The organism is Limnospira indica PCC 8005 (genome assembly GCF_000973065.1).
Taxonomy (GTDB): Bacteria; Cyanobacteriota; Cyanobacteriia; order Cyanobacteriales; family Microcoleaceae; genus Limnospira; species Limnospira fusiformis.
The window spans coordinates 4,459,358-4,472,290 of sequence record NZ_FO818640.1; the positions used below are offsets into that span (position 1 = coordinate 4,459,358).

Annotated in this window: 13 protein-coding genes and 1 pseudogene; 12 read left to right on the forward strand and 2 right to left on the reverse strand. The window is 43.4% G+C overall.

All coding sequences use genetic code 11. From position 1 onward, the window contains the following. Positions 1-295: 295 nt before the first annotated feature. Entirely contained in the window at positions 296-1,891 is a 1,596-nt protein-coding gene (locus tag XZ46_RS19520; protein ID WP_006624129.1) for a sensor domain-containing diguanylate cyclase, read from the reverse strand. A 628-nt stretch (positions 1,892-2,519) separates the two neighbouring features. On the opposite strand from XZ46_RS19520, the gene lpxC reads away from it, so the two are divergent. The 7 genes from lpxC to XZ46_RS19555 all read left to right on the forward strand — a co-directional run bounded on the left by lpxC (position 2,520) and on the right by XZ46_RS19555 (position 8,189). Continuing rightward, positions 2,520-3,365 (forward strand): UDP-3-O-acyl-N-acetylglucosamine deacetylase, encoded by an 846-nt coding sequence (gene lpxC, locus XZ46_RS19525; RefSeq protein ID WP_008052971.1) that lies wholly within the window; start codon positions 2,520-2,522, stop codon positions 3,363-3,365. A gap of 10 nt (positions 3,366-3,375) precedes the next feature. Beyond that, positions 3,376-3,870, forward strand: a complete 495-nt coding sequence (gene fabZ, locus XZ46_RS19530) for a 3-hydroxyacyl-ACP dehydratase FabZ (protein WP_006624126.1) — start codon at positions 3,376-3,378, stop codon at positions 3,868-3,870. A 118-nt stretch (positions 3,871-3,988) separates the two neighbouring features. Next, a complete protein-coding gene (gene lpxA, locus XZ46_RS19535; RefSeq protein ID WP_006617111.1) occupies positions 3,989-4,801 on the forward strand; it encodes an acyl-ACP--UDP-N-acetylglucosamine O-acyltransferase in 813 nt (270 codons plus the stop codon). Further along, positions 4,798-5,955 (forward strand): lipid-A-disaccharide synthase, encoded by a 1,158-nt coding sequence (gene lpxB / locus XZ46_RS19540; RefSeq protein WP_008052972.1) that lies wholly within the window; start codon positions 4,798-4,800, stop codon positions 5,953-5,955. The genes lpxA and lpxB overlap by 4 nt, the downstream gene beginning before the upstream one ends. Before the next feature lie 18 nt (positions 5,956-5,973). Then, a complete protein-coding gene (locus XZ46_RS19545; RefSeq protein ID WP_008052973.1) occupies positions 5,974-7,323 on the forward strand; it encodes an AAA family ATPase in 1,350 nt (449 codons plus the stop codon). Between the two features lie 44 nt (positions 7,324-7,367). Further along, positions 7,368-7,697 carry a DUF4435 domain-containing protein gene (locus tag XZ46_RS38420; protein ID WP_008052974.1) on the forward strand — a complete coding sequence of 110 codons (330 nt, stop codon included), beginning with the start codon at positions 7,368-7,370 and terminating at the stop codon, positions 7,695-7,697. A gap of 312 nt (positions 7,698-8,009) precedes the next feature. After that, positions 8,010-8,189: a hypothetical protein gene (locus XZ46_RS19555; RefSeq protein WP_228116376.1), complete on the forward strand. Its 180-nt coding sequence runs from the start codon at positions 8,010-8,012 to the stop codon at positions 8,187-8,189. Positions 8,190-8,356: 167 nt separating this feature from the next. Here XZ46_RS19555 and XZ46_RS19560 read toward each other — a convergent pair whose 3' ends face one another. Continuing rightward, on the reverse strand, positions 8,357-9,577 hold the full coding sequence (locus XZ46_RS19560) for an HhoA/HhoB/HtrA family serine endopeptidase (protein ID WP_006669221.1): 1,221 nt from the start codon (positions 9,575-9,577) through the stop codon (positions 8,357-8,359). Positions 9,578-9,937: 360 nt separating this feature from the next. On the opposite strand from XZ46_RS19560, the gene XZ46_RS19565 reads away from it, so the two are divergent. The 5 genes and pseudogenes from XZ46_RS19565 to XZ46_RS19585 all read left to right on the forward strand — a co-directional run bounded on the left by XZ46_RS19565 (position 9,938) and on the right by XZ46_RS19585 (position 12,862). Then, a complete protein-coding gene (locus XZ46_RS19565) occupies positions 9,938-10,378 on the forward strand; it encodes a response regulator (protein WP_006617108.1) in 441 nt (146 codons plus the stop codon). Then, positions 10,379-10,852: pseudogene (locus XZ46_RS19570) on the forward strand (GAF domain-containing protein). Positions 10,853-10,954: 102 nt separating this feature from the next. Further along, positions 10,955-11,281 (forward strand): GAF domain-containing protein, encoded by a 327-nt coding sequence (locus XZ46_RS19575; RefSeq protein ID WP_008052980.1) that lies wholly within the window; start codon positions 10,955-10,957, stop codon positions 11,279-11,281. A gap of 12 nt (positions 11,282-11,293) precedes the next feature. Then, positions 11,294-11,596 carry a histidine kinase dimerization/phospho-acceptor domain-containing protein gene (locus tag XZ46_RS19580; protein WP_006624115.1) on the forward strand — a complete coding sequence of 101 codons (303 nt, stop codon included), beginning with the start codon at positions 11,294-11,296 and terminating at the stop codon, positions 11,594-11,596. Positions 11,597-11,632: 36 nt separating this feature from the next. Beyond that, positions 11,633-12,862 carry an ATP-binding protein gene (locus XZ46_RS19585; RefSeq protein ID WP_006624114.1) on the forward strand — a complete coding sequence of 410 codons (1,230 nt, stop codon included), beginning with the start codon at positions 11,633-11,635 and terminating at the stop codon, positions 12,860-12,862. Positions 12,863-12,933: the final 71 nt, after the last annotated feature.

Genomic DNA, 12,933 nt, shown 5'->3' on the forward strand with positions numbered 1-12,933 from the left:
CTCTCTGGGAGAGGGATTTAGGGTGAGGGCAATGTATTAAGCGACTGGTGAACAAGCTGTAATATTGTCTAGGCGGGTTTAGATATTTTTAAAAGCTACAAATACTTTGACAAATAGATGGTAAAATCGCGGATAAATTCCTATTTTATGGGGGTTGCAGCGATAGACAAAAAAGGCGATCGCGCTTCGAGCGCGATCGCCCAGATATGTTGTCGGAAGCCAGAAATGTGGTCAATCGAATCAGAAGGCATGGGAGGGTTTCATAATTGTTGCCTAATAGACAACAACTCTTTTTTTAGTCTTTTTGGGAAAGCAGACACTGACAAAATCGAGAAGCACCCCGATTAAGGGCTTGTTCTGCAGCCATAGTTAGGGTTTGAGTCTGTGAACCGATCGCCGGAGTGCTACTGGCGACCCCAAAACTGAGTAATCTTTGGGAATAAATCGACACTTGGCTAAGTTGTCCAATTTGTTCCTGGATAGTATCCACTAGGCGCACCGCCCATCGAGTATTGGTAGAAGGCAATAATACCGCAAATTCTGCCTGTTGATAACGAGCAACCAAACCGTGAGGGTGGGTGACAGTATGTTTAATGATTTTGGCAACATTACGCAAACATTGATCAGCGGCGTTGTCACCCTGTTGCTCTCGGTATTGTTCCCAATCTTCAACGCGCGATAAAATCAGAGATAGCGGCGCTTGTTCCTCCATCATTCGCTGCCATTGGCGACTGAGATAATCATTAAACCCATGACGGCTTACCAGTCCGGTGAGACTGTCGATGATGTCAAGTTGCTGGAGTTTGCGGTTAGACTCTTCTAGCTGGTGGTAGAGTTCGGCTTGATAAATGGCGATCGACAGTTGATTGGCAAAACCATGGATCAGTTTCAGGTCGGACTCTTGCCACTGATAACCGGGGTCAGTCATCACTAGGCTTAAACTTCCCCATAAACGACTGCGACTATACAGCGGAATTGGTAGCCACCCCCCTGGACAGCTTTGTAGGAAGTCTTGAATGGTGGCTTCATCTTGGGAATTGGGGACCTTCAGGGTTAGCGATCGCAACACTGACCGTAATTCCGACCCCACCTGTTTAGTGTAGGTTTTACCCGAATTAGATGGGATTTTAGCCAATATAGAATTAGTCGGTTGTCGATATTCAGCCCTATTTAACCATGATTTGCCTTGGGCAATAAACTGCACAATTTGCACCGACTCGACTTTAAAAATTTTCCCCAGTTCAGTCACTGCCATCTGAAATATCCGCTCTAAATTCAGGGAATTTCGGATCACTTGGGTTAACCTTTCCATGGCTTCTTCCCGTTGTGATTGTTTCTTGATGGCATCTTCCATCACTTTTTGGGAACTGGTGTCAATGGCAATGCAGAGATTTCCTTCAAACTGGTTTTCTTCATCAAATAGGGGACGCACCGACAGTGTTACCCAAACCGATTTTCCTAAACGGTGTCGCAGACTCAGATTATATTTCTCTTCGCGATCGCCTGGGTGATTTTGGTGAGCGATCGCCGAAAATGCTGGGTGTCTCTCATCCATAAATTTCCACAGAGATTTACCAATCATCTCTTCCGGAATATATCCCAGGATTTCTGCCATTTTCGGATTAACAAATGCCGTCTTCGTCTGGCGATCCAAAATCCAAATTCCCGCCGCCGTGGTCTGGAGGGTTCCCCGAGAGACTTGATCCCGACTCAGTTGCTCTGTGTTTATGGTGCTAACATCTACAGGTTCGGTCACAGTAGCCATTTGCCGACTTTGCTCAATTAGTGGCATTTCCTGATGACAGTTCATACAAAAGCCAATTTTCTTATGGGCGATAATATGAATGAGAAGCGGCTCAGAACAGCACGGACACAAATACTTATCCATCATTCTGGTTTACCTCAATTTTTATTAGCTTTTTGTTATTATTAAACGGTCTTTCTTTTAGGATAAGTTGGTTTTTCCGACTTTGTTCCTTAGTGATACAAATCTTGATATAACAGTAGATACAGCCCTGCTATGATGGGCTATTCCCTAGACGAAATATCTCCATCTTTACCTGGCTAATGGCCCACCCATCAGTTGATCCCTTCAGGGACTCTACAAAACTACATAGCCATAACTACTCCAACGAATCCCGGCTTTAGTTAAGTTTCCCTGATGTATTTCGGCAAAAACTTTTGATTTTCCAAAGATTGATAAATTTTTGTTGATAACTTCTCTCAAAAACTTGACGACAGGATGCGGGTTAGAGTATCATCATATAAATCGCTGCCAAGGCCTTGCTGTGTCTATACGCCAAAAAAGCAGCTAAAACCCTGATTATATCGCCCCTCATAAAATTATCCGAGTAAAATTTAAAAATCCCGATGCACGAGTTTTTGAGGAAAAAGCGATCGCCCCAAATCCGCCTCTTGACAAAAACGACATTTTGTGCATATACCCTGAACGATCCGCGCCTAGGGTGCGTCAAACTGTATCATGAGCGGTCATAAATGCCATAAATTCATAAAGTCCCATGAGTCTTGCTCAACAATACACCCTAGCCCAAGCCATAAGCCAATCAGGAGTCGGACTCCATAGCGGTGAAATCACCACCGTAAAAATTCTGCCAGCCACCAGAGGCGGAAGGCACTTTGTCCGAGTTGACCTACCGGAATGCCCAATAATTACAGCCAGTTGTGAATCAGTAAGGTCTACCACCCTATCAACAGAACTGGGAAATAGTGATAGCGCCAGTATTCGCACCGTAGAACACCTGTTATCTGCCCTCACCGCAGGGGGAGTCAGTCACGCACGCATAGAAGTTAACGGACCAGAATTGCCCCTATTAGACGGCTCCGCCAAACCGTGGTCAGAAGCCATAGCAGCAGCCGGGCTGAAAGAAATTGAACCACAGCCTAGTGCACCCCTCAATCAAGAAATCTCTGTGCGTCAGGGAGATGCCTTCGTGATGGCTATACCCTCCACCGAAACCCGATTTACCTACGGCATTGATTTTGAAGTGGCGGCTATCGGGAACCAGTGGCATAGTTGGAGTCCCGATGAGCAAAACTTTATCACAGAAATTGCCCCCGCCCGGACTTTCACCCTAGCCTCACAGATAGAAGCCCTACAAAAAGCTGGATTAATCAAGGGAGGAAGCCTAGATAATGCGATCGTCTGTTCCCATTCGGGTTGGATAAATCCGCCCCTAAGATTTGCAAATGAGCCAGCGCGTCATAAAATCTTAGACTTAGTAGGAGATCTCAGTTTACTGGGAACTATCCCCCAAGCCCACTATCTTGCCTATAAAGCTGGTCATCACCTGCACGTCGAGTTAGTGCGGCGCATTAGCCAAACCCCTACCAACAGCAACGTTTAATATTTAAAGAATGTCCACAGTTAACACGACCGCCGATCTTCAGGATAACAACAACTCACAATTAGCACCGGAAAACACTTTAGCGATCGCAGAAATCCAAAAACTGCTACCCCACCGCTATCCTTTCGCCCTAGTCGATCGCATTATCGAGTATATTCCCGGAGAACGAGCAACCGGAATTAAAAATGTCACCATCAACGAACCCCACTTTCAGGGACACTTCCCCGGTCGGCCAATTATGCCTGGGGTGCTAATCGTAGAAGCCATGGCTCAAGTCGGCGGCATTGTACTGACCCAACTGCCAGACATGGAAGGTAAACTATTCCTATTTGCGGGAATTGATAAAGTCCGCTTTCGCCGCCCAGTAGTTCCCGGCGACCAGTTAATCATGCGAGTACAACTACTGTCCGTCAAACGCCGTCGTTTTGCTTATATGCAAGCAGCCGCCGAAGTTGATGGGCTAAGAACCTGTGAAGGAGAACTAATGTTTTCCCTGGTAGACTAAAGCCTAAACTTTAAACTGGACCAATGGAATTACACCAGATCAGGTTCAGGAATTGCCACAGTTCCGTATAATTGCGGCAGCAAACCAATTTGGTCAATCAGTAACATATTTGATTTCCATGACCACTTTAATCCACCCGACAGCAGTGATCGAGCCTGGTGCTCAGTTGCACCCGACCGTGCGGGTGGGTGCATACGCCGTTATTGGAGAAAACGTAAAAATAGGCCCTGGCACTACCATTGGCCCCCATGCCGTCATTCAAGGATGGACAGAAATAGGAGCCAGAAACCAGATATTTCCGGGGGCTGCTATTGGGTTGGAAACCCAGGATTTAAAATACGAGGGGGCGGTGAGTTTTGTTACCATTGGCGACGACAACCGCATTCGGGAATATGTGACCATTAACCGGGCTACCTATGCCGGAGAAGCCACTAAAATTGGCAATGGTAATCTACTTATGGCTTATGTTCATGTGGGCCATAACTGTACCATTGAGGATGGAGTGGTAATTGCCAACGGGGTAGCTTTGGCGGGTCATGTTCATATTGAGTCTAAAGCACGGTTGAGCGGCGTTTTGGGAGTCCATCAGTTCGTCCGCATTGGTCAGTTTTCTATGGTTGGAGGTATGAGTCGCATTGACCGCGACGTACCACCATTTATGTTAGTGGAAGGCAACCCGTCCCGAGTGCGATCGCTTAATTCTGTCGGTCTTAAACGCGCGGGTTTGACTAATGAGGAGTTGGGACTAATTAAAAAGGCATTTCGGATTTTATACCGCACCCCACACCGTCTCTCAGAAGCGATCGCTCAATTGGAACAACTCCCCCAAAATTCCTATCTTGACCATTTGATTAATTTTGTCCGTCTCTCACTCACACCGGAAAGGCGCGGTCTTATTCCGGGAAAACGGGTCACACCAGAAGCGCCATGAGGATTTTTATTAGCACCGGGGAGGTTTCAGGAGATATGCAGGCGGCGCTATTGGTAGCAGCCTTGCGCCGACAAGCCGAAATTAAAGGTTATAGCTTGGAAATTACTGCTTTGGGAGGGCCGCAAACCGCAGCCGCCGGAGCCCAATTGTTGGGGGATACTACCGCTATTGGTGCGGTCGGAATTTGGGAGTCTTTGCCCTATTTTATCCCTACATTGCAAATGCAGGCTAGGGTCAGGCGTTATCTGCAAGAAAACCCTGTCGATGTCGCTATTTTAATTGATTACATGGGACCTAATATCGGTATCGGTAATCTGATTAAAGGCAGATTCCCCGAGATTCCCATTATCTATTATATTGCCCCCCAGGAGTGGGTTTGGTCTCTGGGATCGCGCAATACTAATCAAATCGTCAATTTTAGCGATCGCATCCTTGCCATTTTTCCCCAGGAAGCCCGCTATTTTGCCGCTAAAGGCGCGAAAGTGACCTGGGTAGGGCATCCGCTTATTGACCGGATTACAGCCTACCCCAGCCGCCACCAAGCCCGGGAAAATTTGGGTATTGCTACTGAGGAAATAGCGATCGCCTTACTTCCCGCTTCCCGACAGCAGGAAATTCGCTATTTGATGCCCATTATATTTCAAGCCGCCGCCACTCTTCAGGCTCAGTTTCCATTGGTGCGTTTTTGGATTCCATTATCTTTAGAAAAGTATCGGGCAGATATTGAACGGGGTATTTTACAATATAATCTCCGGGCTTCTTTAGTAGAAAATAAAACTGATGTACTAGCCGCCGCTGATTTGGCGATCGCCAAGTCAGGTACCGTTAACCTTGAATTAGCTTTACTGGAAGTTCCCCAAGTTGTCGTTTATCGAGTGAGTCAAATTACCGCTTGGGTCGCTCGTCACCTTCTCCATTTTTCCATCCCCTTTATGGCTCCTCCCAATTTAGTCCAAATGAAGGAAATTGTGCCAGAATTGCTACAAGATGAAGTGACACCAGAAGCCATTGTTAACCAGGTTATCCAACTTTTTCCTAACTCCACAAAACGAGAACAAATGTTAACTGAATATCGACAAATGCGCCAGGTATTGGGGGGAGAAGGAGCAGGCGATCGGGCAGCCATAGAAATTTTAAATGCTGGTAAAACTTGAGGTATCCGAGGTAAATTTATGCAAATCATTAAAGTTTATGTTGGCGGCTTATTTGGAATTTTTAACCACGAAATTCCTGTTAATTTAAATGATAGAATTACCATCATTCACGGCCCTAATGGCTTTGGCAAAACCGTGATTTTGAAACTACTTAACGGCTTATTTAATTGCCAGTATTCAGAATTAAGAAATCTTCCCTTTGAAACTTTTAAAGTAGAATTTGATGATGGTAATTATCTGGAAATCGATAAAAAAACAGGCAGACAAGACCAATCAAATACCATCAGGTTTAATTTTTCTAAAAATTCCGAAACCTTTATTTTAGACAAGTCCCAAATCAATGATATTGATGAAATTTCTATCAGTGACTTGGACTATCTAATTCCTGAACTTATGCGGGTTGGTCCTCAAAGGTGGCGATACTTACCCACGGAAGAAATGCTCTCAATATCAGACATTGTAGATAGGTTCCCAGATTTATTGAGAGGTATTAAATGTGAACAACAACCTGAGTGGCTACAAGATTTACAGAGGCAGATTAATGTCAGACTTATAGAATCACAAAGACTCCTCAATATTGCCTCTAATTATGAACGCAGAATCGCTTATAAAAGATTATCTGATTTATCAACAGTATCCGTATATTCCCGTGAATTAGCGCAAAAAATGCAACACAAATTTACTGAATATGGCACAATATCTCAATCTCTCGATAGAACCTTTCCCCTCAGAGTGGTTCAGCAGCAGCCATCAACTTACTTAACAGATGAGCAACTTTATGATAAATTAGACCATCTTGATAAAATGCGATCGCGACTTATGGAAGTGGGTTTGTTGAATCAAGATGAAAGTTCAGAAGTTGATATTCATCCACCATCTATAGACGAAACAACCAAAAACATCTTATCTGTTTATGTAGAAGACATGGATAAAAAACTAAGTGTTTTCGATGATATAGCAGACAAAATTGATTTGTTTCGTAAAATAATTAACAAAAAGTTCGCCTATTCTTATAAAAATATTGGCTTTAGTAAAGACCAAGGATTTATTTTTACATCATCCTATAAATCATCATTATCTGAATATAAACAAGTTTTAAATCATGAACTTTGTCCAACGGATTTATCATCAGGCGAACAACATGAGTTAATCCTTATATATGAATTACTATTTAAAGTTAAACCCGATTCTTTAGTATTAATAGATGAACCAGAATTATCCCTTCATGTTGGCTGGCAAGTTGAGTTTATCAAAGACTTGCAAGAAATCACTAAACTCGCCAAACTCAATATTGTAATGGCTACTCATTCTCCAGATATCATTCAAGACCGTTGGGATTTGACAGTGGAACTCCAGGGACCCAAATGAGATAGTTTATTTCCGTAGACCGTGAGGTTAATAAAGTCCGCCTATTGCGAAGTACCTTTAAATGTACTTTTCTGTTAGTTGAAGGTCATACTGACAGGATTTTTTATAATTGGCTTATTGATAAATCAGTTTGTCAATCTGTCATCATTGCTGGTAAGCCATCTAACAAGCAGCTTGTTATTGATGTTCTCCAAAAACTTGAAAATTCAGATTTTCCAGGAGTTGTAGCAATTGTTGACGCTGATTTTGATCACTTAATTGATGATTTACCCAGTTATAGTTCTAATTTACTTAGGACAGATACCCACGACCTAGAAACCATGTTATTAAACTCTCTAGCCTTTAATAAAGTCTTGGATGAATTTGGTTCATAATCAAAAATATCTAGCTTTCCGGGAGATATTAGGGAGGTTTTACTAGCAGCCGGAAAGCCTGTCGGATATTGGCGTTGGATTTCCCAGACGGAAGGATTAAACTTAACTTTTCAGGCTATTGATTTTAGTAAGTTTGTTGATAAAAATCAAATCAAGATTGCCTACAAAAAGCTAATTGATGTTGTGAAAAATAAATCCCAAAAGTCCTATCTAAGCACTCCAGATATTATCTCTAAAATCACGAATTTAAATAGTCAAAGTGACGATCCTTGGCAAATTTGTTGTGGTCATGATTTAGTATAAATATTGTCTTTGGCTTTATGCAAAGCAATTGGTTCTCATAATTCCCAGGATGTTAAACCTGAGATAATCGATCGCAGTCTGCGACTTGCTTACGAAAAAGCCTACTTTTATAAAACCCACCTCTACTCTGAAATTTGCCGTTGGGAAAGGGATAACCAACCCTTTAGAATTTTAGAACCACCAGCCTAAAATCTTGATATTAGGTGCTTAATATAATCGGACATATCCCCACAACTATCATACAGGAAACCCAGAAATTAAATACAGCCTGTCAATTATAAAATGGAGGGGACAGTTTAGGAGAGTTGCCAACAACCCAACTAATTGTCCCCAGGTGTAGTTAATGTCAAGTTAACCTAACTTTGTTCTCTCAAAGTTCCGGTGCGAACAGCGAAACCTTGATTTTGACCATTGCGGCGTAATTCCAATCGTAATTGATGACCTACTCCCGTTTGTTCAACCAACTGTTGAACCTCCGCTGCGTCCCGAATGATTTGACCATTAATTTGAGAAATCACATCACCCACTCGGAGTCCAGCCTGAGCCGCTGGAGAATTAGGAACCACACGGACAACTAACACCCCTTGGTCTGTATCAACCTTTAAACCACTGTTGGGATCATTATTAATATTCTGCTTAACTTCGGGGTTTAAACTCACCATTTGAATACCCAAAAATGGATGATCAACGTGACCATTAGCCACAATTTGATCAGCGATATTCCCAACCCGATTAATCGGAATAGCAAAACCTAAACCCTGTGCGCCTTGGATAATAGCCGTGTTCATACCAATGACCTCACCATTTTGATTAAGTAAAGGTCCCCCCGAATTACCCGGATTAATCGCCGCATCAGTTTGAATAAAACTCACCCGTTTATCCGGTGCGCCAATAGAGCCACTAGAGCGACCGGTAGCACTAATAATACCCATGGTGACAGTGTTTTCTAAGCCTAGGGGATTACCAATAGCGATCGCCATTTCTCCCGGTCTCAATCGGTCAGAATTACCCAAACTCACAGTTGGGAGATTTTGCGCCGGAATTTTCACCACAGCCACATCAGTCACCGGGTCAGTTCCCAACACTTCCCCATCAAACTGGCGACCATCGCGCAAAGTCACCCGCACTCGGGTGGCTCCCTCCACCACATGAGCATTAGTCAAAATCCGACCATCAGAACCCACAATAAAACCGGAACCCGAACCCTGAACAACTCGCCGCCCCGGACCACTAGGGAGTCGTTGGCCAAAAAACCGTCGGAAGAACGGGTCATTAAACACATCAGGAATCTGAGTTTCTACAGTTCTGGCTGTATCAATTTGAACCACTGCTGCTCCCACCCGCTCCACCACAGCACTGACTACATTAGGATTTTGTGCCAAAACGTGACCCGGAGAAACCATCCCAGGGTTCATATCTGCCGCTCCACTGTTAGTTTCACCGGTACTTTCACGGGAAGAACCAGCATTAGGAGTAAGGGAAACAACACCAAAAGTAAGCCCCGCACCCAACAAAAGCATCGATAAATAAGCCACAGGCTGAATAGGACGCACAGAGGATTTTAGAGAATCTTGCATCGTTAACACTCCCATTAATCGCTTGATAGTTCTTAGATTAAATGAGAGATTTGGCGAAGTTGTAGCATTGATATGACATCTCTGTGAACGACCAGCACCAACCCCGCTACAGGAGCGGTTATCAAAAATTATCCCTGGACAGCAATTATGGTAAACTAGGAAACTGCGAGACATCCCACCTCACCTGGCGGGATATCTATAAACAAGACAGCCCTCCTGCTTACCTTCTAGGTAAATGGTAGGGTTGCTCTCAAGGCAACCATTGGGGGAAAATATCAACTGTCCTCGATTTTGAGGTATTTTGTCAATTCCCTTGACTATTGGCTACCTATTCTAGCTATCCGGTTTACCGACACGCTAATGATGCGGCCCCCAAACACATCCCAATTTGGCAATATTTTACTGGTTGACGATAAACCGGATAACTTGCGACTGCTTTCCCAAATGTTGACGGAGCAGGGCTACAATGTCAGGAGAGTGACCAAAGGAAAAATGGCCTTGATTACGGCTAAAGCGTCACCTCCTGATTTGGTGCTACTAGATATCAAAATGCCTGATATGGACGGTTATGAGGTTTGTTTGCAACTGAAAGCTGATGAAATTACGGCAGAAATTCCGGTGATTTTTATGAGCGCTTTAGATGAACTTCCTGATCAAGTCAAGGCTTTTACTATAGGTGGAGTAGATTATATTACTAAGCCTTTTCAGGTAGAAGAAGTCCTAGTGCGAGTCAAAACTCAAATACGTCGCCAAGCCGAACACTTAGCCAGGGAAGCCCAACGAGAACGAGCCTTAGCCTAAGTGATTGATAAAATCAGGCGCACCTTAGATATTAACACAATTTTGGCTACAGCTACCGCCGAAGTCCGTCAACTTTTGAACGCCGACAGAGTGGCTATATTTAGCTTTCATCCCCTCTCTAATTACCGGGATGGTAATTTTGTCTCGGAAGATGTTTTACCTGAGTTTGAATCAGCTTTAAATTGGCAAGTTCATGATTCTTGTTTCGCCAATTCATTTGTGGAGGAATACAAAAACTCCCGCATTCAATCCATTGCTGATATTTATGAAGCAAATTTAGACCCTTGCTATATTCAACTTTTGGCTAAGTTTTAGGTGAGAGAAAATTTGGTAATTCCCAGGCAAAAAGGGAGCCATCTCTGGGGTTTACTATGTATTCATCAATGCTCATATTCTCGCAATTGGAAAAGTTCTGAGGTCGAATTTGTACAGAAAATAGCCCTACAATTGGTGGTGGCTTTGCCACAAGCATAATTGCTCACCCAGGCGCAGAAACAATCCCCAGAACAAACCAAAGCCGCTCAACAGGAAAGGACTTTATCTAGGTGAATTGAAACCATACGCCCAACCCTGGATATGGATATGATTTGGAGGGCTACTGCTCAAGCTGTGCGCCAAATTCTCAGATGCGATCGCGTTGTGGTTTACCGACTTTTACCCCAAGGAAACGGCCAGTTTTTGTTTGAGTCGGTAGCCCCAAACTGCCCCCAGTTTATCAATATGACTGACCCTAATACTTGGTTGTCTTGGCATTGGAAAGAGACCCAAGGAAATCTCAATCAAGTTTATAATCAACAGGCAGTTAATGATATTTACAAATCCACCCTTTCTAATTCTCATCAAGTCCTCATCGATGAATTTATGATTAGATCCTATATGATTACTCCCGTATTTTTAGGCTAAACTCAATGGGGAATGATTGCCGCCTATCAACACAATTTCCCCAGAGAGTGGATGCATCGAGAAGTGAGTCTATTAGCTCAAATTGCCAATCAATTAGGTGTCGCTCTCCAACAAGTAGAACTGATGAAACAGTTACATAAAGCCAAAGAAACCTCTGATGCGGCTAATCGAGCTAAAAGTGAATTTCTCACCAAAATTAGTCATGAGTTACGCACTCCTTTAAATGCTATCTTAGGCTTTACCCAAATTCTGGCTAGGGATGAACAGTTAAATTTAGCTCAACAGGAATATATCAAAATTATTGGTCGTTCGTGAGAGCATCTGTTAGAACTGATTAACGATGTCCTAGAAATGTCGAAAATTGAAGGGGGTCGCATTACGTTTAATCAAATCAGTTTTGACCTTTACTATCTTCTGAGAAACTTACACGAAATGCTGGGTTTAAGAAGTAAAACTAAGGGCTTAAAATTAGAGTTTCAGGTGCATCATAATTTTGTCCCCTATGTGAAAACCGATGAAAATAAACTGCGACAAGTTTTGATTAATTTATTGGGAAATGCCATTAAGTTTACGGAATCAGGACGAGTGACCCTGCGAGTTCAGTCTCAGAACTATGAAACCCCTGATCTAACTGTCCTCAGTTTTGAGGTGGAAGATACCGGACTAGGAATTGCTCCCGATGAAATTGATATGCTATTTAAACCATTTGGGCAAACTGAAACGGGTCATAAGTCTAATGAAGGGACGGGTTTAGGATTACCAATTAGCCAGAAATTTGTACAAATGATGGGCGGCGAAATTGAGATTATCAGCGAGGTGGGAAAGGGTACAATAGTCAGATTTACCATTTTCGTACAAGCAGCAGACCCTCAAGAAATCCCGGCTCAACCTATCCAAAAACGGGTGATTGCTTTAGCTGACGGACAACCATCTTATCGGATTTTGGTGGTAGAAGATGCCCAAGAAAATCGCCAGGTACTGGTCTGTTTACTGTCTAAGGTGGGTTTTGAGGTGCAGGCGGCTGAGAATGGCTTAGAAGCGATTAAAATGTGCGCTCAGTGGCAACCTGATTTGGTCTGGATGGATATGAGAATGCCAGTTATGGATGGTTTGGAAGCTACTAAACAGATTAAAGCCACGATACCACCAGATCGCGCCCCTATCATTATCGCTCTGACAGCTCATGCTTTTGAAGAGGAGCGATCGCAAATTTTAGCTATGGGTTGTGATGATTTTGTCAGTAAACCCTTTCGAGAAGCAGTGATTTTTGATAAGATGGCTCAATACTTAGGGGTGCGCTATCTATACGAAGGAAGTCCTGTAGAGGATGTATCATTAACTTCCGATCTGCAAAACCAGCCTGCTGTCCCCCTTGACAGGGACTCCCTGCAAGTGATGCCGACGACTTGGATAGAGCAACTACATCAAGCGGTTTTGTGTACCAACGAACCGGAAATTCTAGCCTTGATTGCTGAAATTCCAGAGTATCATGGCGCTTGGGCTGATTTATTAAAGGGATGGGCTGATAATTTTGAATTTGACCGAATTTTGGCTTTTATTACCGGAAACCCAGATCTTTGAGCGGTTAAGTTCCAAATATCATCTTGGATTTGCGGAACAAGGATGCCAAAATAGGAACAAAGGATATGGTG

Coding starts and splice junctions, on each gene's coding strand:
- XZ46_RS19565 (WP_006617108.1), top strand. CDS start 9,938: ATGATGCGGCCCCCAAACACATCCCAATTTGGCAATATTTTACTGGTT.
- lpxC (WP_008052971.1), top strand. CDS start 2,520: ATGAGTCTTGCTCAACAATACACCCTAGCCCAAGCCATAAGCCAATCA.
- XZ46_RS19545 (WP_008052973.1), top strand. CDS start 5,974: ATGCAAATCATTAAAGTTTATGTTGGCGGCTTATTTGGAATTTTTAAC.
- XZ46_RS19560 (WP_006669221.1), bottom strand. CDS start 9,577: ATGCAAGATTCTCTAAAATCCTCTGTGCGTCCTATTCAGCCTGTGGCT.
- lpxB (WP_008052972.1), top strand. CDS start 4,798: ATGAGGATTTTTATTAGCACCGGGGAGGTTTCAGGAGATATGCAGGCG.
- lpxA (WP_006617111.1), top strand. CDS start 3,989: ATGACCACTTTAATCCACCCGACAGCAGTGATCGAGCCTGGTGCTCAG.
- XZ46_RS19520 (WP_006624129.1), bottom strand. CDS start 1,891: ATGATGGATAAGTATTTGTGTCCGTGCTGTTCTGAGCCGCTTCTCATT.
- fabZ (WP_006624126.1), top strand. CDS start 3,376: ATGTCCACAGTTAACACGACCGCCGATCTTCAGGATAACAACAACTCA.
- XZ46_RS19585 (WP_006624114.1), top strand. CDS start 11,633: ATGTCGAAAATTGAAGGGGGTCGCATTACGTTTAATCAAATCAGTTTT.
- XZ46_RS19575 (WP_008052980.1), top strand. CDS start 10,955: ATGGATATGATTTGGAGGGCTACTGCTCAAGCTGTGCGCCAAATTCTC.
- XZ46_RS19580 (WP_006624115.1), top strand. CDS start 11,294: ATGATTGCCGCCTATCAACACAATTTCCCCAGAGAGTGGATGCATCGA.